This window comes from Actinocrispum wychmicini (assembly GCF_004345645.1).
GTDB classification, from domain to species: domain Bacteria; phylum Actinomycetota; class Actinomycetes; order Mycobacteriales; family Pseudonocardiaceae; genus Kibdelosporangium; species Kibdelosporangium wychmicini.
In genome coordinates, this window is record NZ_SLWS01000001.1 from 1,108,727 (window position 1) to 1,132,614 (window position 23,888).

Genomic DNA, 23,888 nt, shown 5'->3' on the forward strand with positions numbered 1-23,888 from the left:
ATGAAGGTGAAGAAAGGCGACACGGTCGTCGTCATCGCCGGCAAGGACAAGGGCGCCAAGGGCAAGGTCATCCAGGCCTACCCCAAGCAGAACCGGGTCCTGGTCGAGGGTGTCAACCGGATCAAGAAGCACACCAAGATCACCCAGACGCAGCGCGGCGCCCAGCAGGGCGGGATCGTGACCCAGGAGGCCTCGATCCACGTCAGCAACGTCATGGTGGTCGCCGACGGCAAGGCCGTCCGGGTGGGCTACGACGAGAAGGACGGCCGCAAGATCCGCGTCGCGCGCGGCAAGGGCAACGGGAAGGAGATCTGATCATGACGACGACTGAGAAGGTCATCCCCCGGCTGAAGACCCGCTACCGCCAGGAGATCGCGCCGGCGCTGCACAAGGACTTCAACTACGACAACGTGATGCAGATCCCGGGCATCGTGAAGATCGTCGTGAACATGGGTGTCGGCGACGCCGCCCGCGACGGCAAGCTGATCGAGGGCGCGGTTCGCGACCTGGCCACCATCACCGGCCAGCGTCCCGAGGTTCGCAAGGCCCGCAAGTCGATCGCGCAGTTCAAGCTGCGCGAGGGCATGCCGATCGGCGCCCGGTGCACGCTTCGCGGCGACCGGATGTGGGAGTTCCTCGACCGGCTGCTGACCATCGCACTGCCCCGTATCCGTGACTTCCGCGGCCTGTCGCCCAAGCAGTTCGACGGCAACGGCAACTACACGTTCGGTCTCAACGAGCAGTCGATGTTCCACGAGATCGACCCCGACTCCATCGACCGGCAGCGTGGCATGGACATCACTGTCGTGACCACCGCTACCAACGACGACGAGGGCCGCGCGCTGCTGAAGCACCTCGGCTTCCCGTTCAAGGAGAACTGAGATGGCCAAGAAGGCGCTGATCCACAAGGCGGCGAAGAAGCCGAAGTTCAAGGTTCGTGCCTACACCCGCTGCCAGCGCTGCGGGCGTCCGCACTCGGTGTTCCGCAAGTTCGGCCTGTGCCGGATCTGCCTGCGCGAGATGGCGCACCGGGGCGAACTGCCGGGCGTGAGCAAGTCCAGCTGGTAGTCCGCGAACTCGCGAGCTACCTCCCACATCACCGAAGGCCCTGTGACATCTTCTCGGGGAACCGCGGTGAGAAAGGTTGACAGGTCACCATGACGATGACCGACCCGATCGCAGACTTCCTGACCCGTCTGCGCAACGCCAACTCGGCGTACCACGACGAGGTTGTGCTGCCGCACTCGAAGATCAAGGCGAACATCGCCGAGATCCTCAAGCGTGAGGGCTACATCGCCAGCTACCGTGCCGAGCCGGGCGAGAAGTGCAAGAACCTGGTCGTGGAGCTGAAGTACGGCCCCAACCGGGAGCGCAGCATCGCTGGTCTCCGCCGCATCTCCAAGCCCGGCCTGCGGGTGTACGCGAAGTCGACCGGCCTGCCGAAGGTGCTCGGCGGACTGGGTGTGGCGATCATTTCCACGTCGACCGGCCTCGTGACCGATCGGCAGGCCAACAAGCAGGGTGTAGGCGGAGAAGTTCTCGCCTACGTCTGGTAGGGGGAGGAGAAGGCATGTCCCGTATCGGAAAGCTGCCGATCGCCGTCCCCGCCGGGGTCGACGTCAACATCGACGGCCAGACGGTCAACGTCAAGGGCCCCAAGGGTTCGCTGACGCACGTCATCGTCGAGCCGATCTCCCTTGAGCGCGCCGAGGACGGCACGCTGCAGGTGAAGCGGCCCAACGACGAGCGCCAGAACCGCGCCCTGCACGGCCTGACCCGCACGCTCGTGAACAACCTCGTCGTCGGCGTGACCGCCGGCTACGAGAAGAAGCTGGAGATCCACGGCGTCGGCTACCGGGTCGCGCTCAAGGGCAGCGACCTGGAGTTCCAGCTCGGCTACAGCCACTCGATCAAGGTGGTCCCGCCGCAGGGCATCACCTTCACGGTCGAGACGCCGACGCGGTTCTCGGTCAGCGGGATCGACAAGCAGCTCGTCGGTGAGGTCTCGGCCAACATCCGCAAGCTGCGCAAGCCCGACCCGTACAAGGGCAAGGGCGTCCGCTACGCGGGCGAGAAGATCCGCCGCAAGGTCGGAAAGACGGGTAAGTGACATGAGCGAAGCAACAACTGTGAAGCGCAAGCCGGTGGGCAAGGACATCTCCACCCGCCGTCGCATCGCCCGCGCGCGCCGTCACTTCCGGCTCCGCAAGAAGATCAGCGGTACGCCGGTCCGTCCGCGCCTGGTGGTCAACCGGTCCTCGCGGCACATCGCCGTGCAGGTGATCGACGACCTGGCCGGCCACACGCTGGTGTCGGCGTCCTCCCTCGAGGTGGACGTGCGCGGGCTGGAAGGCGACAAGAAGGCCAAGGCCGCCAAGGTCGGCCAGCTGGTCGCGGCCCGCGCCAAGGACAAGGGCATCGACAAGGTCGTGTTCGACCGGGGTGGCTACGACTACCACGGCCGGATCGCGGCGCTCGCCGACGCCGCCCGTGAAGCGGGGCTGGAGTTCTGATGACCCGCGAAGCAATCGAGAACGGAAGGAACGCCTGATGCCGGGACGTACACGGCAGGGTGGCGGTTTTGGCGGCCAGGGCGGTCAGGGCGGCGGCAACGACCGCGGTGACCGTCGGGACCGCAGGGACCGCCGCGACGGTGGCCGTGGCGGAGCGGCCCAGGAGAAGACTCCGCACCTTGAGCGCGTGGTCGCGATCAACCGCGTCGCCAAGGTCGTGAAGGGTGGCCGGCGGTTCAGCTTCACCGCGCTGGTGGTCGTCGGGGACGGCGACGGCCAGGTCGGTGTCGGCTACGGCAAGGCCAAGGAGGTGCCCGCCGCGATCGCGAAGGGCGTGGAGGAAGCCAAGAAGAACTTCTTCCGCGTGCCCCGGATCGCCGGCACCATCCCGCACCCGATCCAGGGCGAGGACGCCGCCGGCGTCGTGCTCCTGCGGCCGGCCAGCGCCGGTACCGGCGTGATCGCCGGTGGCCCGGTGCGTGCCGTCCTGGAGTGCGCCGGTGTGCACGACGTGTTGTCGAAGTCGCTCGGCAGCGACAACGCGATCAACATCGTGCACGCGACCGTCGCCGCGCTGAAGGGCCTGCAGCGTCCGGAGGAGGTGGCCGCCCGCCGCGGTCTGCCGCTTGAGGACGTCGCTCCGGCTGCGATGCTGCGTGCCCGCGCCCAAGCGGCCAAGGGAGCGTGACATGGCCAAGCTGAAGATCACCCAGGTCAAAAGCAAGATAGGCACCAAGCACAACCACCGCGAGTCGCTGCGCACCCTCGGGTTGCGCAAGATCCGCCAGAGCACGGTGCGTGACGACACCCCCCAGGTCCGCGGCTTGATCCACTGCGTGCGGCACCTGGTGGTCGTCGAGGAGGTCCAAGACTGATGGCCATCAAACTCCATCACCTGCGGCCGGCCCCCGGCGCCAAGACCGAGAAGATGCGGGTCGGTCGCGGTGAGGGTTCCAAGGGCAAGACGGCCGGCCGTGGCACCAAGGGCACCAAGGCCCGCAAGAACGTGCCGGCCCGGTTCGAAGGTGGGCAGATGCCCATCCACATGCGGCTGCCGAAGCTCAAGGGCTTCAAGAACCGCTTCCGGGTGGAGTACCAGGTTGTCAACATCGGCGATCTGGCCGGTCTGTTCCCGGAGGGCGGCAAGGTCGGCATCCTCGACCTGGTCGCCAAGGGCGCGGTCCGCAAGGGCCAGCTCGTCAAGGTCCTCGGCGACGGCGACCTCGGCGGCGTGAAGTTCGACGTGACCGCCAACGGTTTCTCCAGCAGTGCGGTCGAGAAGATCACCGCGGCGGGTGGCACTGTCACCAAGCTGTGAGCTGTTGAACGCGCAAGGCCCGTCAGGCAACTCCTGACGGGCCTTGCGCGTTTCTACCTGCGACACCTCCTGGGCGGCAGCGGATAGGCCAGTCGCTACTGTCGGTTGTCATGGAACTTGTGGTGCTCCTGGACGAGGACGGGTACGCGACCGGAACGGCCGACAAGGCGGAGGTACACCACGAGCGAACGCCGCTGCATCTGGCGTTCTCGGCCTACGTGTTCGATCCTGACGGGCGGTTCCTGTTGACCCGCAGGGCGATGGGCAAACGCACCTGGCCGGGTGTGTGGACCAACAGCTGCTGCGGCCATCCGGGGCCGGGCGAGGACATGGTGTCGACCGTGCGCAGGCGGTTGCGGGACGAGCTCGGCTTGGTGGCCGCGGAGGTCGACCTTGTGCTGCCCCGGTTCCGCTACCGGGCGACGATGCCGGACGGGGTGGTGGAGAACGAGATGTGTCCCGTCTACCGGGTCACCGTCACCGGGCAGCCCGCGCCGGATCCCGAAGAGGTGATGGCCTTCGAATGGGTCGAGTGGCCGCCCCGGGACCGCGCGTTGTCCCCGTGGGCGACGGAACAACTGGTCGAACTGGCAGAAATGGGACCAGACCCCCGTGTCTGGCCGGTGGGAGACGAGCAGGACCTGCCGCCAGCGGCGCTCAAGTAAGCCGGACGGGGGTGGCGGACCCCCACGGATAGACTGTTAGAGTTCGGGGCACGCTTCGGGACAAATGTGCCCCGAAGCGTTCCTGGCTTTGTTCCAGCCAGGCCGTGTTCCCGCCGGTGAACCACCGGCCCATGTCGTTCGCCGGTGTGACGCCGGTGACGCGAGGAGGTCTTGCGTGCTAGGCGCCTTCCGCTCGGCTCTCGCGACGCCGGATCTGCGCAAGAAGATCCTGTTCACACTCGGGATCATTGTGCTGTACCGGATAGGAGCGCTGCTGCCCTCTCCGGGCGTGTCCTACCCGAACGTGCAGAAGTGCATGGCCGGCATCTCGGACCAGGGCGGGATCTACTCGCTGCTGAACCTGTTCAGCGGTGGCGCGCTGCTGCAGCTGTCCGTGTTCGCGCTGGGCATCATGCCGTACATCACGGCGAGCATCATCATCCAGCTGCTCACCGTGGTCATCCCGCGGTTCGAGCAGTTGAAGAAGGAAGGCCAAGCGGGCCAGGGCAAGCTGACCCAGTTCACCCGCTACCTGACCATCGCGCTGGCGATCCTGCAGGCCACCGGCATCGTGGCGCTGGCCGACCGTGGCCAGTTGTTCAACAACTGCCAGGACGACATCATCCCCGGGCACGGCATCTGGAAGCTGGCCATCATCGTCGTCACGATGACCGCCGGCACCGCCGTCATCATGTGGCTGGGCGAGCTGATCACCGAACGCGGCATCGGCAACGGCATGTCGCTGTTGATGTTCGTGAACATCGCGGCGCGGATCCCGGCCGAGGGCAAGAACATCTGGGACAAGGGCGCGCTCACGTTCGTCGTGATCTGCGTGTTCGGTCTGGCCATCATCGCCAGCGTCGTGTTCATGGAGCAGGGGCAGCGCCGGATCCCGGTGCAGTACGCCAAGCGCATGATCGGCCGCCGGATGTACGGCGGCACGTCGACGTACCTGCCGTTGAAGGTCAACCAGGCCGGTGTCATCCCGGTGATCTTCGCGTCGTCGCTGCTCTACCTGCCCGACCTGATCTCCCGGCTGGTCGGCGCCAACCAGGACTCCGGCTGGCAGCGGTTCATCGCGCAGCACCTGGTGTCGCAGGGCGACTGGGTGCACATCCTGACGTATTTCGCCCTGATCATCTTCTTCACGTACTTCTACATCCAGATCACGTTCAACGTCCATGAGCGTGCCGACGAGATGCGGAAGTTCGGTGGCTTCATCCCCGGTATCCGGCCCGGTCGTCCGACGTCGGAGTACTTGAGTTTCGTACTGAGCCGCATCACCCTGCCCGGCTCGATCTACCTCGGCATCATCGCGATCCTGCCCAACTTCTTCCTGTCCATCACCGGGCAGGGGCAGAACCAGAACTTCCCGTTCGGTGGTACCGCGGTCCTGATCATGGTCGGCGTCGGCCTCGACACCGTGAAGCAGATCGAGAGCCAGCTGATGCAGCGCAACTACGAAGGGTTCCTCAAGTGACACGACTCGTTCTGGTCGGCCCGCCCGGCGCGGGCAAGGGCACGCAGGCCGGGACGCTCAGTGAGAAGCTCGGCGTGCCGCACATCTCCACCGGGGACCTGTTCCGGGCCCACATCGGGGACGGAACGGCCCTCGGCCGCAGCGTCAAGGGCATCCTCGACGCCGGCAAGCTCGTGCCGGACGAGGTGACCAACGAGATGGTCCGGGAGCGGCTGGCCGAGGCGGACGCCCAGGACGGGTTCCTGCTCGACGGCTTCCCGCGCAACATCGCCCAGGCCGAGGTGCTCGACAAGATCCTGGCCGAGTCCGGGCACAAGCTGGACGCCGTGGTGGAGTTCCAGATCGACGAGGACGTGGTGGTGGACCGCCTGCTGAGTCGCGGGCGCACCGACGACACCGAGGAAGTCATCCGCCACCGCCAGCACGTGTACCGCTCGGAGACCGAGCCGCTGCTGAACCACTACCGCGACCTGTTGCTGACGGTCGACGCCGTCGGCGATGTCGACGAGGTCACCTCCCGCGTGCTGCGGTCGCTGGACGAGAAACCCCACGGGCAGGCGTGACCACGGGTGGTGTGCTCGGGCGGCTGCGGGGGCGCCGCAGCATGATCGAGATCAAGTCCCGCGGCGAGCTGGAAGCCATGCGCGCCGCCGGGGTCATTGTCGCGCGTGCGCTGGACGTGGTGACCAAGGCCGTCCAGCCGGGGGTGAGCACGGCCGAGTTGGACGAACTGGCCGAGCAGACGATCCGGGACGCGGGCGCGGTGCCGTCCTTCAAGGGGTACCACGGTTTCCCGGCGACCATCTGCGCGTCGGTGAACTCGCAGGTCGTGCACGGCATCCCGGGGCCGGGCCAGGTGCTCGCCGAGGGTGACCTGATCTCCGTCGACTGCGGGGCGATCCTGGACGGCTGGCACGGCGACGCGGCCGTGACCGTCGTGGCGGGCGCGATCTCCCCGGAGGACGCTGCCTTGTCGGAGGCGACGCGGGCGTCGATGTACGCGGGGATCGAGGCGCTCAAGGTCGGCAACCGGCTGTCGGACGTGTCGCATGCCATCGAGCTGTCGATCCTGGCTTCGGCGAAGAGCGACGGCGTGCGGTACGGGATCATCAAGGACTACGGCGGTCACGGCATCGGCACCGAGATGCACATGGAGCCGTTCCTGCCGAACTACGGCAAACCCGGCAAAGGCCCCAAACTGATCCCGGGGATGGCCATCGCCGTCGAGCCGATGCTGACCAGGGGCGGGAACAAGACCCTGGAGCTGGACGACGGCTGGACCGTGGTGACGGTCGACGAGTCCCGCGCGGCCCACTGGGAGCATTCCGTGGCCGTGACCGAGGACGGCCCCTGGATCCTGACGGCACCGGCCGACTGACGGTAGGGGCAGCCCTACCTCGGGTGGTGGGGCTTGTGCCATCCACCTGGGGATCTGTGGCTGGAAGCATGGGTTCCATGATTGAGCCCGACCGGATGCGGGTCTCCGACATCGACCGCCAGGCCACCGAGGCCAGACTTCGGGTGGCGCACGCCGAAGGCAGCCTGACGCTGACCGAGCTGGACGACCGGCTGGTCGGCCTCTGGCAGGCCAAAACCCGCGGTGACCTGGCGTTGCTCACGATGGACCTGCCGGCCCCCGCGCCGCCAACCCCGCCGCCGCCGAAGCCAAGGCCGAGCGCGCTGAAGGTGCTGGCCGCCATCTGGCTGAGTGTCAGCGTCCTGAACGCGACGATCTGGCTCATCATCAGTGTCACGACCGTGAGCCTTGTTTACCCCTGGTTCATCTGGGTCCTGATGCCGCCGGGCGTGGTGCTCGGCTCGGTCTGGATGATGACGCGTAAGGGCAGGTAGGGACCCTGATTTGGGGGACGTCCGCAGGGTGCGTACACTGGTTTGGTGGCGCGCTCGTTGCGCCGGTCCCGTTGTGCGGTTTTCACAAACGAACCCTCACGTGTCCGGACTCCGCGCGTCCGTCATGAAGATCAGGACAGTCATCTCGTCACGAAACGCGGAGGACATGGGCAAGAAAGACGGGGCCATCGAAGTCGAGGGTCGCGTGGTCGAACCCCTTCCCAACGCGATGTTCCGCGTTGAGCTGGAGAACGGGCACAAAGTTCTCGCGCATATCAGCGGCAAGATGCGGCAGCACTACATCCGTATCCTGCCGGAGGACCGGGTCGTTGTGGAGCTCTCTCCGTACGATCTGACCCGTGGGCGCATCGTCTACCGCTACAAGTAGTGACCTTTACCAGGCTTGAACAGGAGAGCTGAGGCGTGAAGGTCCAGCCGAGCGTCAAGAAGATCTGCGACAAGTGCAAGGTGATCCGCCGGCACGGTCGCGTCATGGTGATCTGCGAGAACTTGCGTCACAAGCAGCGCCAGGGCTGACACACAACACCAAGAGGACCTCCCAACACCTGCCGGGTCACACGGACCCGGCCACCCCCGGACTTCAGGCCGGGGCCCGGGCACATCGAGTCACCCCGGGGCGGTCAGGGAGCAGACCTGGAGAAACACCTTAAAAGGAGACATCGCCGAAATGGCCCGACTCATGGGCGTCGACCTCCCCCGCGAGAAGCGGTTGGAGATCGCGCTGACCTACATCTTTGGCATCGGGCGTACCCGCTCCAAGGAGACGCTGAAGGCCACCGAGCTCTCCGCTGACCTGCGCGTGAAGGACCTCACCGACGAGGACGTCCTCAAGCTGCGGGACTACATCGAGGAGAACTACAAGGTCGAGGGTGACCTCCGCCGTGAGGTCCAGGCCGACATTCGCCGGAAGATGGAGATCGGCTGCTACGAGGGCCTGCGGTGGCGCCGCGGTCTGCCGGTTCGCGGTCAGCGGACCAAGACCAACGCCCGTACCCGCAAGGGCCCGAAGAAGACGGTCGCCGGCAAGAAGAAGGCCGGTAAGAAGTGATGAGCCAGTACTGCGGTCGGAGTCTGAAGCTCGTCACCCAGCGGCGTCGCGGCCGGTCCGCCATGCGGGCCACGCTCGTCGCCCCGCAGAACGCCCGTCCAGAGGCGTTGCGGGACCTCTACCTCGACGCCGGGTCCCGGATCCGGCGCGCGGCCGTCACCTCGCCTTCCAGCGCTTCCAAGTAGGAGAACCACCCACCAATGCCACCCAAGTCACGTACTGGCGCCGGAGTCAAGAAGGTCCGGCGCAAGGAAAAGAAGAACATCTCGCACGGGCACGCCCACATCAAGAGCACCTTCAACAACACGATCGTCTCGATCACCGACCCGCAGGGCAACGTGATCAGCTGGGCCTCCAGCGGCCACGTCGGCTTCAAGGGCTCGCGCAAGTCGACGCCGTTCGCCGCCCAGATGGCCGCGGAGAACGCCGCCCGCAAGGCGGCCGAGCACGGCATGAAGAAGGTCGACGTGTTCGTCAAGGGCCCGGGTTCCGGTCGGGAGACCGCGATCCGTTCACTGCAGGCCGCCGGCCTCGAGGTCGGCACGATCCAGGACGTGACCCCGCAGCCTCACAACGGCTGCCGCCCGCCAAAGCGGCGCCGGGTCTGAGGAACGGGGAGGAGTAACTACAGATGGCTCGTTACACGGGACCTGCCACGCGCAAGTCGCGGCGGCTCAAGGTTGACCTCGTCGGCGGCGACCAGGCGTTCGAGCGCCGCCCCTATCCGCCCGGCCAGCACGGCCGCGGCCGGATCAAGGAGAGCGAGTACCTGCTCCAGCTGCAGGAGAAGCAGAAGGCGCGCTTCACCTACGGCGTGCTGGAGCGTCAGTTCCGCAAGTACTACGAAGAGGCCGTGCGCCAGCAGGGCAAGACCGGTGAGGTCCTGCTGCAGCTGCTGGAGTCCCGGTTGGACAACGTGGTGTACCGCGCCGGCCTGGCCCGCACCCGGCGCCAGGCGCGCCAGCTGGTCAGCCACGGTCACTTCATCGTCAACGGCCAGAAGGTCAACATCCCGAGCTTCCAGGTGACGAAGTTCGACATCATCGACGTGAAGCCGAAGTCGCTGCCGACGCTGCCGTTCGAGGTCGCCAAGGCCACCTTCGGCGACCGGCCGATGCCGGCCTGGCTTCAGGTCGTGCAGTCGAACCTGCGGATCCTGGTGCACCAGCGGCCGGAGCGGGCGCAGATCGACACGCCCGTCCAGGAGCAGCTGATCGTCGAGTTCTACTCGAAGTAGTGGTTCCAGCAGGCATCAAATAGCGGGTGCCTTAGGGAAGGAAAACAGAAGTGCTCATCTCTCAGCGTCCCAGCCTGGTCGAGGAGCCGGTCGCCGAAACCCGGTCCCGGTTCGTGATCGAGCCGTTGGAGCCGGGCTTCGGCTACACGCTCGGCAACTCGCTGCGCCGGACCTTGTTGTCCTCGATCCCGGGGGCGGCGGTGACCAGCATCCGCATCGACGGCGTGCTGCACGAGTTCACCACCGTGCCGGGGGTCAAGGAGGACGTCACCGACATCATCCTGAACCTCAAGGAGCTGGTGGTCAGCTCCGAGGAGGACGAGCCGGTCACCATGTACCTGCGCAAGCAGGGCCCCGGTGAGGTCACCGCGGGCGACATCGTGCCGCCGGCCGGTGTCACCGTGCACAACCCCGATCTGCACATCGCCACGCTGAACGGCAAGGGCAAGCTGGAGATCGAGCTGGTCGTCGAGCGGGGCCGGGGCTACGTGCCGGCCGTGCAGAACAAGCAGGCGGGTGCCGAGATCGGCCGGATCCCGGTCGACTCGATCTACTCGCCGGTGCTGAAGGTGACCTACAAGGTCGAGGCCACCCGGGTCGAGCAGCGCACCGACTTCGACAAGCTGATCCTCGACGTGGAGTCCAAGCCGTCGATCACGCCGCGGGACGCGGTGGCGTCGGCCGGCAAGACCCTGGTCGAGCTGTTCGGCCTGGCGCGTGAGCTGAACGTGGACGCGGAGGGCATCGAGATCGGCCCGTCGCCCGCCGAGGCGGACACGATCGCGGCCTACGCGATGCCGATCGAGGACCTCGACCTGACGGTGCGGTCGTACAACTGCCTCAAGCGCGAAGGCATCCACACCGTGGGTGAGCTGGTGTCGCGCAGCGAGGCAGACCTGTTGGACATCCGCAACTTCGGGGCGAAGTCGATCGACGAGGTCAAGATGAAGCTCGTCAGCCTCGGCCTCGCGCTGAAGGACAGCCCGCCCGGGTTCGACCCGTCCGCGGCCGCGTCCGACTACCCGGCCGAGGGCGCGTGGACGGGCTCGAGCCTGGACGCGGGTCACGACGACGGCCAGGACTACGCCGAGACTGAGCAGCTCTAAGCCCCTGGCTGGAGCGCATCTACTAGGAGCAAGGAAATGCCCACCCCTACGAAGGGTCGCCGCCTCGGCGGGTCTCCGGCGCACGAGCGGATGTTGCTGGCCAACCTGGCCACCTCGCTGTTCACGCACGGCCGGATCACGACCACGCAGGCCAAGGCCAAGCGCCTGCGCCCGCTGGCCGAGCGCCTGATCACCAAGGCCAAGTACGCGCACCTGGCGAACGAGGAGTTCGAGAAGAACACGCCTGAGGCCGAGCGCAAGGACAAGTACAGCGCGACCGGCTTCAAGATCAGCCCGGCCGCGCTGCACCACCGTCGCGAGATCACCAAGGTGATCCGGGACAAGAACGTGGTGCACCGGCTGCTGGCCGAGATCGGCCCGTTCTTCATCGACCGGGACGGCGGCTACACCCGGATCGTCAAGACGTTGCCGCGCAAGGGCGACAACGCCAAGATGGCGATCATCGAGCTGGTGAACGAGAAGACGGCCACCAGCGAGGCGGAGAAGGCGCGCGGCACGAAGTTCGCCAAGGACGCCAAGAAGGCCGACGAGGCCAAGGCCGAGGTTCCGGCCGAGGTCGAGGAGACCACCGAGGCACCGGCCGACGAGGCCCCTGAGGTCGAGGCGGACAGCGCCGAGGAAGCGACCGAGGAGACCGAAGAGGCCGCCGAGGACGAGAAGAAGGACAAGTCCTGACGGACCGGCAAGACCCGAACGAGCCCGTCGTTCCCTCCGGGGACGACGGGCTCGTCCGTATCCGCCTGGACGTGTCCTACGACGGCACGGATTTCTCCGGCTGGGCCCGGCAGCCGCAGAGACGTACGGTGTGCGGTGTCCTTGAGGACGTCCTCGCCCAGGTCCTGCGCGGCCCACTGCGTCGACTGACGGTCGCCGGCCGCACGGACGCGGGTGTGCACGCCACCGGCCAGGTGTCCCATGTGGACCTTCCGGTCGACACGGACGCGCCTGCCTTGCCGTACCGGCTGAATCGCGCGTTGCCGGCGGATGTCCGCATCCTGCGGGCACGTCGGGTGCCGCCCGAGTTCGACGCCCGGTTCGCCGCGCTTCGCCGGCACTACACGTACCGCGTGTCGGACGCACCGGTGGAACCCTTGCGGCGCAACCATGTTGTCGCTTGGCCCCGGCCGCTCGACCTGGCCCGGCTGAACCTGGCCGCGGCGAACCTGTTGGGTACGCACGACTTCGTGGCGTTCTGCAAGAAACGCGAAGGCGCCACCACGATCCGCGAGCTGCAACGCCTGGAGTGGCACAAGGCCGACGACGTGTTCGTCGCCCAGGTGTCCGCGGACGCGTTCTGCCACTCGATGGTCCGCAGCTTGGTCGGTGCCCTGCTGGCCGTCGGTGAGGGCCGGAAGCCGGCCGACTGGCCGGTTTCCCTGCTGGCCGCGGAAAGCCGCTCCAGCGACGTCACGGTGGCCCCGGCGCACGGCCTGGTGCTGACCGGTGTGGACTATCCGCCGGACGAGCAGCTCGCGGCCCGCGCACAGCAGACCCGGAACGTACGCACGCTGTGAGTCAGAGCGGCCCCCGGGCAGGGACGGGGGCCGCTCTGGTCTTCGACGTTGATTGCCCTCGCCGCCGAACATGAAAATTTGGAAGGAACGGACACCAGAGTTGCCCCAGACGACACCATTACGCAAGGGAGTCATGTAACTTCGCGTTGTCACTCGTTCCCTGGGAACGAATGGGGCCGTTCGCCGCAACACTGATTACGGCGAACGGCCCAACAGGTTCAGTCGCCGCGCCTGACCGGACCAAGAATCTGCTGCTCGCGCTGGGTGGTCACGAGCCGGACCGGCCGCCACAGGTTGGTGCCGAGCGCGACCACCTGGTCGTCCTGCAACGACGTCAGCTGGTTGATCATCGGTGGCGGCAGCCGCCAGATCCGGGCGGCGAGCTGGGCCTGCCCGGCCGGCAGCCGCTGCATCAGCACCAGGTCGGCGGCGTTCGCGGTGGCACCCGCCTGCGGGTGCAGGTACGGCAGCACGTAAATCGTGGTCTGCCAAGGGGTTCGCGGCGGGAACAGCTCCTGCGGCGTGGGGCCGCCGTCGTGGACGACCAGCAGGGGGCCGTCCTCGGTCGGCCGGGGCAGTTCGACCGGGCTGAGCCGGCGGATCTGCACCAGCGGCACCGGTCGTCCGTCCGGGCCGGTGCCGGCGGCCTTCGCCAGTGCCTGCCACTTGGCCGGCCGGCCGGTGGCCACGACCACCCACGCGCCGATGGCCATCGCCCGCAACGCCACCTGCAGGGCCAGGTACAGGCCGCCGACCAGCACGATCCTGGTCGGCGCCGGGCGCAGCGCGGAGATCATCAGCGGTTCGCCCTGGGCGCCCTGGCCGAGCACCATGCCGCCGCGGTCACCGGACGGGCTGACGTGGTCCAACATGGACGGTGACACCAGGAACTCCGGTGCCACGCCTTTGGTGAGTCCCTGCGCGTCGAGCAGTCGGCTGGATCCGCTCACACCGCACCTCCCAGCGGCAACGTCGCCGCGAGCCCGGCGACCTGCAGGCCTCGCAACGGTGTCAGGGTGATTCCGAGCCGGTCGGTGATGGCTTCGAGCCGTTCGTCGGCGTGGTCCAGTTCGGTCGGGGTCCGGGCGCTGACCCGGACCAGCCCGCGGACGCCGATCTGGTCGGGTTCGCTGCCGAGCGACAGTGACAGCGCCACAGTGGATGAAAGCGCGCGGACGCCGGTCAACGCGTTGAGGCTGTTGGCCATCTTTCCGTTGGGCCATCCGGTGATCGCGTAGCTCGCGTGGCCCACGCCGGCCGCGGTCACGCCAGTCCACTTCTCCCGCAAGGACACTCGCGTGTTCGAGCCGGCCACCGCGGTCAGTTCGGCCGCGGAGATGCCGGCCCTGAGCAGTTCGTCCGGGTCGAGCGGTCGCGTCGGCACCCCACGGGACTCCAGCGCGTTGCGGACCCGGGAAAGCGCGCCAATCAACGCGCGATGCGCTCCGACCACACCACCGCCGCGTTCGCGAACCGCTGCGGGACAACGACTCGGGTCCAGCCGTACGGCGACCCAGGTCGTTCGCCGGGCGGCCGCCGGCAGCGGGCCAAGAACCTCCATGTAGGACGCCAGCGCGGGCGAGTTCGGCGGCAACGCGGTGCTGCCCGGGTAGCAGTGCCAGATCACCTGGATCGCGTCGAGCACCACGCCACGGTCCTCAAGGCACGGCGCGAGCGCGCCAAGCGGCAGGCTCGGCGTCGTACCGACCTGGGTCACCAGGCTCGGCGTCGGGTCGACCAGGAGCACCGCGGTCCACGTGCCGTCGTGCCACGCCAGGCCCAGCGGCCGGCGCTCATGGTCGGTGCCGTGCGCCACGACAAGGTCCGGCACGGCGAGCCGCAGCAGGCTCACCCGGGCGTCATCCGGGCCGGTGACGACCGCGCCACTCTCGGCGGCCACCTGCTCCATCGACGGCGGCGCAGCCGGCCTGGTCACCCGCGCGTGTGACCGGAACGTGTACCTCGTGGTCAGGTTCATCCACTGCGGCAGCCACCGGCCGCGCCACCGGATGAACGCGAACAGCAGCGCGAGGACGAGCACACCGATCGCCACGTACAGCAGTTTCGTGTCGATGGCCAGCAGGACCAGGCCGATCGCCAGACCCAGTTCGACCACGACCAGGTTGCTCACCGGCAGCGCGCCGAGGCTGGCGCCGACCGTGCGGCGCCGGGCGGAGATCGCGACGGGCGGCGGGCCGGGCGGTTTCGGCGCCGGCGCCGGCCCGGTGTTGCCGGGCGGCCTTGGCGGCATGCCGGGCGGCGGTCCTGGTGGCGGTCCTGGTGGCGGTCCACCTGGGGGTGGCCCTGGTGGGCGTCCGCCGGGTGGCGGGCCGCCAGGCGGGCGTCCCCCCGGCGGTGGCATGCCTGGGCGCCCAGGTGTGGTCACCGACATCTCTTCCCCTTGATCGCGCTGCTCAGGCCCAGTTGTACCGAACCGCGAGCCGCCGCCTGCTGGTACGGCTATCCTGCGGAACCGTACCGCGACTGGGAGAGCTGTAGGCCGAGAATGCCCTCAACACCGACGACAAAGTCACAGGTTCAGGCGTACCGGTTCGTACTGCGAAGGATGCAGTCCGCGCTGGTCCGTAAGGACGCCGTGATGCTGCACGACCCGATGCGCACGCACTCGCGCGCCACCATCGTGGGCGTGTGCCTCGCCGTACTCGGCGTGCTCGGATTCGTCATCGTGGGGCTGCTGAGCCCCGCGCCGACGGTCCCGGAAGGCGGCATCATCATCGCCGAGCCGTCCGGCACGGTGTACGTCGTCTCCGGCAACCCGAAGACGCTGACGCCCACCTTCAACTTGGCCTCGGCCCGGCTGCTGGTGTTGGCGCAGAGTCAACAAGGGCAGGGCGGCGCGCAGCCGTCCGCGCAGGACGCGAACACGCCCGGCCAGGCCCCGGCGGCGCCGACCGTGGTGCCCGACGAGAACCTGAAGGACATCCCGAAGGCCCGGCTGGCCGGCCTGCCCAACGGCCCCCAGCTGCTGCCCGTCGACGACCAGCGGATCAAGGACGACTGGGCGGTCTGCGACCGGATCCTGATCGACCCGACCCTGCCGGACGCGAAGGCCAAGACCGGGATCGAGACGACCGTGCTCGCCGGCGTGGACACGTTCGACCGAGAGCTGCGGGACGGCGAATCCTTGCTGGTGAAGGCGAAGAACACCAAGACGTACCTGATCTACCGCACGCCCACCACGGTGAACCAGCAGAACGCCAACGCCGTGCGTGCCGAGGTCGACATGAACGACAGCTCGGCCGTGGCCGCGCTCCACCTCAACGCCAACAGCGCCAGGGACATCAGCGTCGGCCTGCTGAACGCGATCCCCGAGGTCAAGAAGCTGACCGCGCCGGCGATCGACGGCAGCGGCACCAACGTCCAGCTGGGCCAGCCGGTCGGATCGGTGTTCTCGGTCTCCCGCGCGGGCGGCGCCAAGGACTACTACGTGGTCCAGGCGGACGGCTACGACAAGATCAAGTCCACCACCGCCGACCTGATCCGGTACAAGAAGTCCCCCGGTGGCGCGACCATCCCGGAGATCAGCCCGGAAAAGATCAGCTCGGTGCAGCCACAGCAGCGGATCGACGACTCGGCGTACCCGGACACGGTGCCGGGGGTGCTGCAGGCGCAGTCCGCCGGTGCCTCGGTGGCCTGCCTGGAATGGAACCTGCAGGGCAGCGGCAGCGCGCGGGACCAGCACACGTCGTTGCACATCAGCGGTGACCTGCCGACGCCGAAAGACGCGCAGGGCAACAAGATGGCGCCGGTCAAGATCTCCACGCCGAACGCGGACGGCCAGAAGATCGACCAGTTCTTCATGCCGCCGGGCCGGGCCGCCTACGCCCGCAGCGCGACCTCCAAGGAGAACTTCGACACCGGCTCGCTGTCGCTCGTCTCGGACCGCGGCGTGAAGTACGGCATCCCGGACCTGAAAACCGCCGGCGCGCTGGGCCTGGCGAACCCCACGCCGGCACCGGACGCGATCATCCGCCTGCTGCCCGACGGCGCCCAACTGAACACCAAGGACGTCATGCGCAGCTACGACTCGGTCCCGATCGACCCGAACGCCGGCACGATCCCCACCCCGTCCACCCAATCAGGCTCAGGCGGTGGGTGAGGGGGTTATTCCGGCTGCGTCTTCCTGCTGCGACGGATCGCGTGCATCACGAACAACGTCAGCAGCAGCAAGGCGATCCCGGATCCGGTGCCGATCAGCGCCACGTTCATCGACGACCAGTCGCGTTCCTTGATCGGCGGCATGTTCGGCGGCAGCGCCTGCGGCTTGTCCGGGCCGATGTTCGACTCGGACGGGATGAACGCGGTGAGCGCCGCGACCGGGTTGATCATGCCGTAGCCGACCATCGAGTCGCGGCCACCGGGCGCGGCCGGGTGTTGTGCGGTCATCTTGATCCGGTTCATCACCTGGCGGGCGTTCAGCGTCGGGAACCGTTCCCGCACGAGCGCGGCCAGGCCGGCCACGTACGGGGCGGCGAAGCTGGTGCCCTGGATCTGGATCTGCTTGCCGCCGTCGATCGTGAGGTTCGCGAGTTTGCCGGACGGGTCCAGCGAGACGATCTCGGTTCCGGGGCCGGCCACGCTCACCCACGGGCCCTGCATGCTGAAGTCCGCGAGGGCGCCCCTGCGGTCGATGGCGGCCACGGAGAGCACGTCGTCCGCGAACCACGGGGGCGTGATGATGGCTGTGGGCTTGGCGGGGTCGCGGCCGTTCGACGGGTCTTGGCAGAATCGCGAGTCCTTGTTGCCGGCCGACGCCACCACGACCTTGTTCTTGTCCACGGCGTAGCGCAGCATCCGCTGGAGATCCAGCTCGGCGGGGTTGATGGCCTCGGTCGCCGGCCGGCAGTTGTCCACCGACATGTTGATCACGGTCACCCGTGGGTCGTCGGCCGCGTGCCGGATGGCCTGGGCGAGGGTGTTGAGGTCGCCCGCCGGCCGCTCGCCGGCGTTGGGCTCGTCGGTCGGGGTGCCCGCGTAGCGCTCGCTGGACTGGCGGATGGCGAGGATCTGGGCGTCCGGCGCGACGCCGGTGAACCCGATCTGGGTGCCGTCGGTGCGGGCGGCGATGATGCCCGCGACCTCGGTGCCGTGGCCGTCGCAGTCCTGGGTCGAGTCCGACTGCTGCTTGTTGACGTAGTCCGGGCCTTTGATCAGCCGGTTCTGCAGGTACTCGTGCACACGGACACCCGTGTCGATCACCGCGACCGTCTGGTTCTTGCCGGTGGCGAACTGGTGCGCCTGCTCGATCTGCAGCTGCTGCTGGCCCCAGGGCTTGTTGGCCAGCACCACGGTTCCGTCGTTCAACGACGCGATGCACGGCGTCTTCTGGGTGTACGGGATGGTCGGCGGTGGCTGCTCGGTGTCGTTCACGAGTGGCCGGTTCAGGTCGACCTGCGGCGGCACAGGTCCGGAGCCGGCTTTCTGGGCCAGCGCGGGCTGGGCGGTGAGCAGACACGCCACCGCGGTGACCGCGGCGAGCTTCCGGGCGGCCATCAGATCTTGAAGTTGAGGTGCCGCAGCGTGACGTACAGGTTCATCACGGCCAGCGCGAGCGGCAGGACCGAGGCGATGCAGATGGCCTCGAACACGTCGACTCCTCGCCGCAGCGGCGGTGAGAACCGTTGTTGTGGGAAGACGACACCCAGCACGAGGGCGCCCGCCCCAATGACCATCAGCGCTCCGAACACCCACAGCAGCCGGTCGAACGAGTCGGCCGTGACCAGCCACCCGATGAGCACACCGCCGCCGGACAGCATGCCCGTCGCCAGCAACGCGACCGCCTGACTGCCGTTGGCGTACGTACGGCCGCGCAACAAAAGCACGAGGGTGACGACGATCGCGAGGATGATGCCCCACACGCCGGGCGCGCTCGCGCTGATCACCGCGGACACCGCGGACACGATGCCGCAGCCGATGATCATGCCGGTCATGTACTCGTGCGCCAGGCCGGCGCGGCGTTCGATCGACCGGTAGTCCGGGAAACCGGAGTCCTCCTTGAGGTCCTCCGCGCTGCCCGGGACGTTCGGCAGGGGCAGCTTCGCGAGCTGGATGGTCAGCCGCGGCAGCATCGAGATTCCAGCGAGCGCCGCGGCGGCGGCACCGGCCGCGATCCCGTACGGCGGGTGTTCGATCAGCGTGCCGACACCGAAGGCGAGGACGCCGAAGACCGAGGCCGTGCCGGCCGCCACGAACGTGGTCACACCCGCGCCGAGCAGCATGATCGAGGCCGAAGCCACGACTCCCATCAGGAACGACCCGAGCAGGAAGTTCGCCGCGCCAGGGCCGTGCGGCACGATGTAGACGCCGCTGACGAACGCCATCGGCAGGCCACCGGCGGCCGCGACCAGCACGCCGGCTGTGGCGGCCTGGTAGGCGCGGGCGATCACGGCGCCGATGGCGACCGCGAGCACCGCGGTCGCGCCTGACGTGACCGCCGCCGCGATGGCGCTGCCGCCGGAGACCGGGCCGCCGAGGAACACCGCGACCGCGCCCGTCACCAGGGCCAACGCGCCGGCGACGTAGCCGATCCGGTTGGCGGTCTGCTTGGTCCACGGCCGGAAGCTGTCCGGGGTGGCCTCCGCGATCGCGTCGACCACGTCGTCGAACAGCGGCGGCGGCGGGTTCTCGTTGCGCCGGCGCAGTTGCAGCATGTCGCCGTCGACGATGCCGAGCGACCCCAGCGTCCGGCTCGGGTCGAGCGGGCTGTCGCCGAGCTTGGCCAGGCACCAGCCGCCGTGCCGGGCGCCGCCGTCCGGCGTGGCCTCCTTGGCCATGTCCAGCAACATGGGCAGCAGGTCGGCCACTGCCACGTCAGCGGGCAGCGCGACGTCGATGCGCGTTCTGGGCGCCACGACCGTCACCCTGCTGAACACCGTCGTACCGGTAGCCACCGCCTTGCCCCCTTCGAACAGTCTGGTCGGTCGCCCACTTGGTCAGGTAGTTCTTCACCGAATGACGTACCAGTGTCGGTGGGCGCCCTTAGTATGGCCGCACCGGGACTTCCTCCGCTGGCGGTTCCGAACCAAAGGCGATTTCCCAGCAGCTACCAGAGGGGCCTCACCGTGAGCACGCTGCAGTTCAAGCGTTCGCCACGCCTGTCCGCACCGCGTCCGCCGGGCGGCGAGGTCCACCTGGAACCACCGCCCGAGGTGCCCAGGGTCATCCCGGGCAGCATCGTGATGAAGATGATGCCGATCGTCATGATCGTGGCGATGCTCGGCATGGTCGTGATGATGTTCACCCTCGGCGGGCCGGCCGGGCGCAGCCCGATGTCGCTGCTGTTCCCGGTGATGATGATGTTCTCGATGGTCGGCATGTTCGGCGGTGGCGGCCGTGGCGGTGGCCAGAAGAAAGCCGAGATGAACGAGGACCGCAAGGACTACCTGCGCTACCTCGGCCAGATGCGGGACCGGGCCCGGGAGGCCGCGCGGGACCAGCGGTCCGAGCGCGAGTGGATCCACCCGGACCCGCAGGCCCTGTGGTCGATGGCGACCAGCCGCCGGATGTGGGAACGCCGCCAGGCCGACGCCGACTTCTGCCACCTGCGGGTCGGCCGCGCGTCCACCCGGCTGGCGACCCGGCTCGTGCCGCCGCAGACCGGCCCGGTCGACGAGCTCGAACCGATCGCGACGCTCGCCCTGCGCCGGTTCGTCCGCGCCCACTCGATCGTGCCGGACCTGCCGATCTCGCTCGCGATCCGGAACTTCGCCGCGGTCGGCTTCGCCGGCGACCGGGCGCAGACCCGCGGCCTGGCCCGCGCGATGATCGCCCAGCTGGCCACCTTCCACACCCCGGACGACGTGCTGATCGCCGTGGTCACCACCGGCCGCGCCAAGGACGAGTGGGAGTGGGCCAAGTGGCTGCCGCACGTCCAGCACCCGACCCTGGTCGACGGCATCGGCCAGATGCGGCTGATGGCCGGCTCGCTCCTCCAGGTCGAACAGTGGCTGGACGACCAGCTGCGGGAGCGCCAGCGGTTCACCCGCAACGCGCCGCCGCAGCCGGACCAGCCGCACATCGTGATCGTGATCGACGACGGCGAGGTCTCCCGGGAAGAGCAGATCGTCCTGGAGGAGGGCCTGATCGGCGTGACCCTGCTCGACCTGTCCGACTCGCTCGGCCAGCTGACCGCCCGCCGCGGCCTGCGTCTCGTGGTCGAGCCCGAGCGGCTCGGCGCGCGCAGCGCGAGCGGTGTGGAGTGGTTCGGCGCGCCGGACAGTCTCACCACTGCCGAGGCGGAAGCCTTGGCGCGCAAGCTTTCCCCGTACCGGCTCGGCGTCGGCGCGGCGGACACCGGCGACGAGGAGCCGCTGCTGTCCAACCCGACGCTGCTTGAGCTGCTGGGCATCCCGGGCGACCCGATGACGTTCGACGTGCAGCAGGCATGGCGGCCGCGGCCGGTGCGGGACCGGTATCGGGTGCCGTTCGGGGTCGGCGAGTTCGGCCAGGCCGTCGAGCTGGACATCAAGGAAGCCGCGATGGAGGGCATGGGCCCGCACGGCCTGTGCATCGGCGCCACCGGTTCCGGCAAGTCGGAGTTCCTGCGCACGCTGGTGCTGGGCATGCTGGCCACGCACTCGTCGGTGAACCTGAACTTCGTCCTGGTGGACTTCAAGGGTGGTGCGACGTTCCTCGGTCTGGACAGCGCGCCGCACGTCGCCGCGACCATCACCAACCTGCAGGGCGACCTGACCCTCGTCGACCGCATGAAGGACGCGCTCGCGGGTGAGATGAACCGCCGGCAGGAGGCGCTGAAGACCGGCGGCAACTTCAAGAACGTCTGGGAGTACGAGAAGGCCCGGGAGAACGGCGCCGACCTCGACCCGTTGCCCGCGTTGTTCATCGTGGTCGACGAGTTCTCGGAGTTGTTGTCCGCCAAGCCGGACTTCATCGACCTGTTCGTCGCGATCGGCCGGTTGGGCCGGTCGCTGCAGATGCACATGCTGCTCGCGTCGCAGCGCCTGGAAGAGGGCAAGCTGCGCGGCCTTGACTCGCACCTGTCGTACCGGATCGGCCTGAAGACGTTCTCCGCGGCGGAGTCCCGCGCGGCCATCGGTGTCCCGGACGCGTTCGAGCTGCCGTCCATCCCGGGCTCCGGCTACCTGAAGTTCGACACCAGCACGATGGTCCGGTTCAAGGCGTCGTACGTGTCCGGTGCGTACCGGCCGGCGGGCATGCAGGCGGTTGGCCCGTCCGCGCCGGTCACCAGCGACCGGCGGCCGCGGCTGTTCGTGCCGGACTTCGTGGAGATCCCGAAGGAGCCGGTCCGGCCGGTCGAACAGCCCAAGGAGCAGAAGCCGGAGGGCGGCACCGAGGTCAGCGAGCTGGACGTGATCGTCGGCCGGCTGGTCGGCCAGGGTCCGCCCGCGCACGAGGTGTGGCTGCCGCCGCTGGACGTGCCGAACTCGCTGGACACCCTGCTGCCGCCGTTGCAGCCGACCGAGGATCGCGGCCTGTCCGCGTCCGGGTTCTTCGCCAACGGCCGGCTGCAGGTGCCGTTGGGCATCATCGACAAGCCGTTCGAGCAACGCCGTGACCTGCTGTGGGCGGACTTCTCCGGTGCGGCCGGGCACGCCGCGGTGGTCGGCGGCCCGCAGTCGGGCAAGTCGATGATGCTGCGGACCCTGGTGATGTCGATGGCGTTGACCCACACGCCGCAGGAGGCGCAGTTCTACGCGCTCGACCTCGGTGGCGGCACGCTGGCTTCGCTGCGCGGGCTGCCGCACGTCGGCGGGGTGGCGTCCCGGCTCGACCCGGACCTGGCCCGCCGGATGGTGGCCGAGATCAGCACCCTGATCACCGACCGCGAGCACCGGTTCCGGGACATGGGCATCGACTCGATGGTCGAGTTCCGCAACCGCAAGCGCCGCGGCGAGATCGCCGACGACCCGTTCGGCGACGTGTTCCTGCTGGTCGACGGCTGGCTGAACTTCCGACAGGAGTTCGAGGCGCTGGAGGCCCAGGTGGTCAACCTGGTCGCCCAGGGCCTGTCCTACGGCGTGCACGTGGTCGTGGCGGCCAACCGCTGGGCGGAGATCCGGCCGGCGGTCAAGGACCTGATGGGCACCCGGTTCGAGCTGCGGCTCGGTGACCCGAGCGAGTCGGACATCGACCGGCGGGTCGCGGTGAACGTGCCCGCTGGCCGGCCCGGCCGCGGCCTGTCCCGCGACAAGCTGCACTTCCTGGTCGGCCTGCCGCGGATCGACGGCTCCAGCAACGCCGAGGACGTCGGTGGCGGCGTGCAGGACGCGTCGGGCAAGATCCGCCAGTGCTGGCGTGGCCCGGTCGCGCCGCCGGTCCGCCTGCTGCCGGACCTGATGCCGTACGACGACCTGCTCAAGCAGGACAAGAACCGCGCCAGCCGGATGATCCCGATCGGCGTGAACGAGGACGAGCTGGCCCCGGTGTACATCGACTTCGACGCCGAGCCGCACTTCCTGGCGTTCGCGGACGGCGAGTCCGGCAAGACGAACCTGCTGCGCGCGATCGCCCGCGGCATCATGGACCGCTACCGCGAGAACGAGGTGGTCATCCTGATGGTGGACTACCGGCGGACCATGCTGGGGTTCATCAACACCGACTACCTGCTCGGCTACGCGGTCAGCTCCAACCAGCTGAACGACATGATGGGCGACGTGATCGGCTCGCTGCGCAAACGCCTGCCCGGCCCGGACACCACCCAGGAGCAGTTGAAGAACCGGTCCTGGTGGTCCGGACCGGAGCTGTTCGTGATCGTCGACGACTACGACCTGGTGGCCACGTCGAGCGGCAACCCGTTGCAGCCGTTGCAGGAGTTCCTGCCGCAGGCCAAGGACGTCGGCATGCACATGATCGTGACGCGGCGGTCCGGTGGTGCGTCGCGCGCGTCGTTCGACCCGATCATCGGCAAGCTGCGGGAGCTGTCCAGCCCCGGTGTGGTGATGAGTGCGAGCAAGGACGAAGGCGTGCTGCTCGGTACGTACAAGTCCAGGCCGTTGCCGCCGGGCCGCGGCACCATGGTCACCCGAAAGATCGGCCAGCAGGTCATCCACGTGGCCTGGCTCCAACCCGAGTGACACCCCCTACGATTCTCGGTGGCTTCGAGAGTCTGTGGG

The 23,888-nt window shown here is 68.4% G+C and carries 29 protein-coding genes; 25 read left to right on the top strand and 4 right to left on the bottom strand.

The window, feature by feature from the left end:
- The 23 genes from rplX to truA all read left to right on the top strand — a co-directional run bounded on the left by rplX (position 1) and on the right by truA (position 12,774).
- Positions 1-315 carry a 50S ribosomal protein L24 gene (gene rplX, locus EV192_RS05605; RefSeq protein ID WP_132111709.1) on the top strand — a complete coding sequence of 105 codons (315 nt, stop codon included), beginning with the start codon at positions 1-3 and terminating at the stop codon, positions 313-315.
- A gap of 2 nt (positions 316-317) precedes the next feature.
- Entirely contained in the window at positions 318-881 is a 564-nt protein-coding gene (gene rplE / locus EV192_RS05610) for a 50S ribosomal protein L5 (protein WP_132111710.1), read from the top strand.
- Between the two features lies 1 nt (position 882).
- On the top strand, positions 883-1,068 hold the full coding sequence (locus EV192_RS05615) for a type Z 30S ribosomal protein S14 (RefSeq protein ID WP_132111711.1): 186 nt from the start codon (positions 883-885) through the stop codon (positions 1,066-1,068).
- Between the two features lie 89 nt (positions 1,069-1,157).
- Complete coding sequence (rpsH, locus tag EV192_RS05620; RefSeq protein WP_132111712.1) at positions 1,158-1,556, top strand: 30S ribosomal protein S8; 399 nt, start codon at positions 1,158-1,160, stop codon at positions 1,554-1,556.
- 14 nt (positions 1,557-1,570) lie between these two features.
- The gene (gene rplF / locus EV192_RS05625; RefSeq protein WP_132111713.1) at positions 1,571-2,110 is read left to right on the top strand and encodes a 50S ribosomal protein L6; all 540 of its coding nucleotides are present in this window, start codon (positions 1,571-1,573) and stop codon (positions 2,108-2,110) included.
- Between the two features lies 1 nt (position 2,111).
- The gene (rplR, locus tag EV192_RS05630) at positions 2,112-2,513 is read left to right on the top strand and encodes a 50S ribosomal protein L18 (protein WP_132111714.1); all 402 of its coding nucleotides are present in this window, start codon (positions 2,112-2,114) and stop codon (positions 2,511-2,513) included.
- A gap of 37 nt (positions 2,514-2,550) precedes the next feature.
- On the top strand, positions 2,551-3,201 hold the full coding sequence (rpsE, locus tag EV192_RS05635) for a 30S ribosomal protein S5 (RefSeq protein WP_132111715.1): 651 nt from the start codon (positions 2,551-2,553) through the stop codon (positions 3,199-3,201).
- A gap of 1 nt (position 3,202) precedes the next feature.
- Positions 3,203-3,388, top strand: a complete 186-nt coding sequence (gene rpmD, locus EV192_RS05640; protein ID WP_132111717.1) for a 50S ribosomal protein L30 — start codon at positions 3,203-3,205, stop codon at positions 3,386-3,388.
- Positions 3,388-3,831: a 50S ribosomal protein L15 gene (rplO, locus tag EV192_RS05645; RefSeq protein ID WP_132111719.1), complete on the top strand. Its 444-nt coding sequence runs from the start codon at positions 3,388-3,390 to the stop codon at positions 3,829-3,831. The genes rpmD and rplO overlap by 1 nt, the downstream gene beginning before the upstream one ends.
- Before the next feature lie 110 nt (positions 3,832-3,941).
- Complete coding sequence (gene idi, locus EV192_RS05650; RefSeq protein ID WP_132111721.1) at positions 3,942-4,496, top strand: isopentenyl-diphosphate Delta-isomerase; 555 nt, start codon at positions 3,942-3,944, stop codon at positions 4,494-4,496.
- A gap of 175 nt (positions 4,497-4,671) precedes the next feature.
- Positions 4,672-5,976, top strand: coding sequence for a preprotein translocase subunit SecY (gene secY, locus EV192_RS05655; protein ID WP_132111723.1), 1,305 nt, complete (start codon positions 4,672-4,674; stop codon positions 5,974-5,976).
- On the top strand, positions 5,973-6,539 hold the full coding sequence (locus EV192_RS05660; RefSeq protein WP_132111725.1) for an adenylate kinase: 567 nt from the start codon (positions 5,973-5,975) through the stop codon (positions 6,537-6,539). Before secY ends, EV192_RS05660 begins: the two co-directional genes overlap by 4 nt.
- Positions 6,540-6,580: 41 nt before the next feature.
- Complete coding sequence (gene map, locus EV192_RS05665) at positions 6,581-7,354, top strand: type I methionyl aminopeptidase (protein WP_132113039.1); 774 nt, start codon at positions 6,581-6,583, stop codon at positions 7,352-7,354.
- A 77-nt stretch (positions 7,355-7,431) separates the two neighbouring features.
- Entirely contained in the window at positions 7,432-7,827 is a 396-nt protein-coding gene (locus EV192_RS05670) for a DUF1707 SHOCT-like domain-containing protein (protein WP_165960215.1), read from the top strand.
- A gap of 166 nt (positions 7,828-7,993) precedes the next feature.
- Positions 7,994-8,215 (top strand): translation initiation factor IF-1, encoded by a 222-nt coding sequence (gene infA, locus EV192_RS05675; RefSeq protein WP_033384191.1) that lies wholly within the window; start codon positions 7,994-7,996, stop codon positions 8,213-8,215.
- Between the two features lie 35 nt (positions 8,216-8,250).
- Positions 8,251-8,364: a 50S ribosomal protein L36 gene (gene rpmJ, locus EV192_RS05680; protein WP_010148647.1), complete on the top strand. Its 114-nt coding sequence runs from the start codon at positions 8,251-8,253 to the stop codon at positions 8,362-8,364.
- Positions 8,365-8,515: 151 nt separating this feature from the next.
- Positions 8,516-8,896: a 30S ribosomal protein S13 gene (gene rpsM / locus EV192_RS05685; RefSeq protein ID WP_132111729.1), complete on the top strand. Its 381-nt coding sequence runs from the start codon at positions 8,516-8,518 to the stop codon at positions 8,894-8,896.
- A complete protein-coding gene (locus EV192_RS05690; RefSeq protein WP_132111731.1) occupies positions 8,896-9,081 on the top strand; it encodes a hypothetical protein in 186 nt (61 codons plus the stop codon). The genes rpsM and EV192_RS05690 overlap by 1 nt, the downstream gene beginning before the upstream one ends.
- 15 nt (positions 9,082-9,096) lie before the next feature.
- Positions 9,097-9,504 (top strand): 30S ribosomal protein S11, encoded by a 408-nt coding sequence (rpsK, locus tag EV192_RS05695; RefSeq protein WP_132111733.1) that lies wholly within the window; start codon positions 9,097-9,099, stop codon positions 9,502-9,504.
- Between the two features lie 23 nt (positions 9,505-9,527).
- Positions 9,528-10,133, top strand: a complete 606-nt coding sequence (gene rpsD, locus EV192_RS05700) for a 30S ribosomal protein S4 (protein ID WP_132111735.1) — start codon at positions 9,528-9,530, stop codon at positions 10,131-10,133.
- A gap of 50 nt (positions 10,134-10,183) precedes the next feature.
- Positions 10,184-11,239, top strand: a complete 1,056-nt coding sequence (locus tag EV192_RS05705) for a DNA-directed RNA polymerase subunit alpha (protein WP_132111737.1) — start codon at positions 10,184-10,186, stop codon at positions 11,237-11,239.
- Positions 11,240-11,275: 36 nt separating this feature from the next.
- Positions 11,276-11,935, top strand: a complete 660-nt coding sequence (gene rplQ, locus EV192_RS05710; RefSeq protein ID WP_132111739.1) for a 50S ribosomal protein L17 — start codon at positions 11,276-11,278, stop codon at positions 11,933-11,935.
- Between the two features lie 65 nt (positions 11,936-12,000).
- Complete coding sequence (truA, locus tag EV192_RS05715) at positions 12,001-12,774, top strand: tRNA pseudouridine(38-40) synthase TruA (RefSeq protein ID WP_243726713.1); 774 nt, start codon at positions 12,001-12,003, stop codon at positions 12,772-12,774.
- A 218-nt stretch (positions 12,775-12,992) separates the two neighbouring features.
- Here truA and EV192_RS05720 read toward each other — a convergent pair whose 3' ends face one another.
- A complete protein-coding gene (locus EV192_RS05720) occupies positions 12,993-13,646 on the bottom strand; it encodes a hypothetical protein (RefSeq protein WP_243726714.1) in 654 nt (217 codons plus the stop codon).
- Between the two features lie 74 nt (positions 13,647-13,720).
- A complete protein-coding gene (eccE, locus tag EV192_RS05725; protein ID WP_341770849.1) occupies positions 13,721-14,905 on the bottom strand; it encodes a type VII secretion protein EccE in 1,185 nt (394 codons plus the stop codon).
- Positions 14,906-15,280: 375 nt separating this feature from the next.
- Here eccE and eccB point away from each other — a divergent pair, with 375 nt between their 5' ends.
- Positions 15,281-16,894, top strand: a complete 1,614-nt coding sequence (gene eccB / locus EV192_RS05735) for a type VII secretion protein EccB (RefSeq protein WP_132111745.1) — start codon at positions 15,281-15,283, stop codon at positions 16,892-16,894.
- A gap of 5 nt (positions 16,895-16,899) precedes the next feature.
- Here eccB and mycP read toward each other — a convergent pair whose 3' ends face one another.
- Positions 16,900-18,288, bottom strand: a complete 1,389-nt coding sequence (mycP, locus tag EV192_RS05740; protein ID WP_132111747.1) for a type VII secretion-associated serine protease mycosin — start codon at positions 18,286-18,288, stop codon at positions 16,900-16,902.
- Positions 18,288-19,685 (bottom strand): type VII secretion integral membrane protein EccD, encoded by a 1,398-nt coding sequence (gene eccD / locus EV192_RS05745; RefSeq protein WP_165960216.1) that lies wholly within the window; start codon positions 19,683-19,685, stop codon positions 18,288-18,290. The genes mycP and eccD overlap by 1 nt, the downstream gene beginning before the upstream one ends.
- Before the next feature lie 171 nt (positions 19,686-19,856).
- Between eccD and eccCa the strand changes: the two genes are divergently transcribed.
- On the top strand, positions 19,857-23,849 hold the full coding sequence (eccCa, locus tag EV192_RS05750; protein ID WP_132111749.1) for a type VII secretion protein EccCa: 3,993 nt from the start codon (positions 19,857-19,859) through the stop codon (positions 23,847-23,849).
- The last annotated feature ends 39 nt before the right edge of the window (positions 23,850-23,888 follow it).

Coding starts and splice junctions, on each gene's coding strand:
- rpsD (WP_132111735.1), top strand. CDS start 9,528: ATGGCTCGTTACACGGGACCTGCCACGCGCAAGTCGCGGCGGCTCAAG.
- mycP (WP_132111747.1), bottom strand. CDS start 18,288: ATGGCCGCCCGGAAGCTCGCCGCGGTCACCGCGGTGGCGTGTCTGCTC.
- rplF (WP_132111713.1), top strand. CDS start 1,571: ATGTCCCGTATCGGAAAGCTGCCGATCGCCGTCCCCGCCGGGGTCGAC.
- eccB (WP_132111745.1), top strand. CDS start 15,281: ATGCCCTCAACACCGACGACAAAGTCACAGGTTCAGGCGTACCGGTTC.
- rplX (WP_132111709.1), top strand. CDS start 1: ATGAAGGTGAAGAAAGGCGACACGGTCGTCGTCATCGCCGGCAAGGAC.
- rplO (WP_132111719.1), top strand. CDS start 3,388: ATGGCCATCAAACTCCATCACCTGCGGCCGGCCCCCGGCGCCAAGACC.
- EV192_RS05720 (WP_243726714.1), bottom strand. CDS start 13,646: ATGTTGGACCACGTCAGCCCGTCCGGTGACCGCGGCGGCATGGTGCTC.
- rpmD (WP_132111717.1), top strand. CDS start 3,203: ATGGCCAAGCTGAAGATCACCCAGGTCAAAAGCAAGATAGGCACCAAG.
- EV192_RS05615 (WP_132111711.1), top strand. CDS start 883: ATGGCCAAGAAGGCGCTGATCCACAAGGCGGCGAAGAAGCCGAAGTTC.
- rpsM (WP_132111729.1), top strand. CDS start 8,516: ATGGCCCGACTCATGGGCGTCGACCTCCCCCGCGAGAAGCGGTTGGAG.
- EV192_RS05690 (WP_132111731.1), top strand. CDS start 8,896: ATGAGCCAGTACTGCGGTCGGAGTCTGAAGCTCGTCACCCAGCGGCGT.
- EV192_RS05670 (WP_165960215.1), top strand. CDS start 7,432: ATGATTGAGCCCGACCGGATGCGGGTCTCCGACATCGACCGCCAGGCC.
- idi (WP_132111721.1), top strand. CDS start 3,942: ATGGAACTTGTGGTGCTCCTGGACGAGGACGGGTACGCGACCGGAACG.
- rpsE (WP_132111715.1), top strand. CDS start 2,551: ATGCCGGGACGTACACGGCAGGGTGGCGGTTTTGGCGGCCAGGGCGGT.
- rplE (WP_132111710.1), top strand. CDS start 318: ATGACGACGACTGAGAAGGTCATCCCCCGGCTGAAGACCCGCTACCGC.
- map (WP_132113039.1), top strand. CDS start 6,581: ATGATCGAGATCAAGTCCCGCGGCGAGCTGGAAGCCATGCGCGCCGCC.
- rpsK (WP_132111733.1), top strand. CDS start 9,097: ATGCCACCCAAGTCACGTACTGGCGCCGGAGTCAAGAAGGTCCGGCGC.
- infA (WP_033384191.1), top strand. CDS start 7,994: ATGGGCAAGAAAGACGGGGCCATCGAAGTCGAGGGTCGCGTGGTCGAA.
- rplR (WP_132111714.1), top strand. CDS start 2,112: ATGAGCGAAGCAACAACTGTGAAGCGCAAGCCGGTGGGCAAGGACATC.
- rpsH (WP_132111712.1), top strand. CDS start 1,158: ATGACGATGACCGACCCGATCGCAGACTTCCTGACCCGTCTGCGCAAC.
- rplQ (WP_132111739.1), top strand. CDS start 11,276: ATGCCCACCCCTACGAAGGGTCGCCGCCTCGGCGGGTCTCCGGCGCAC.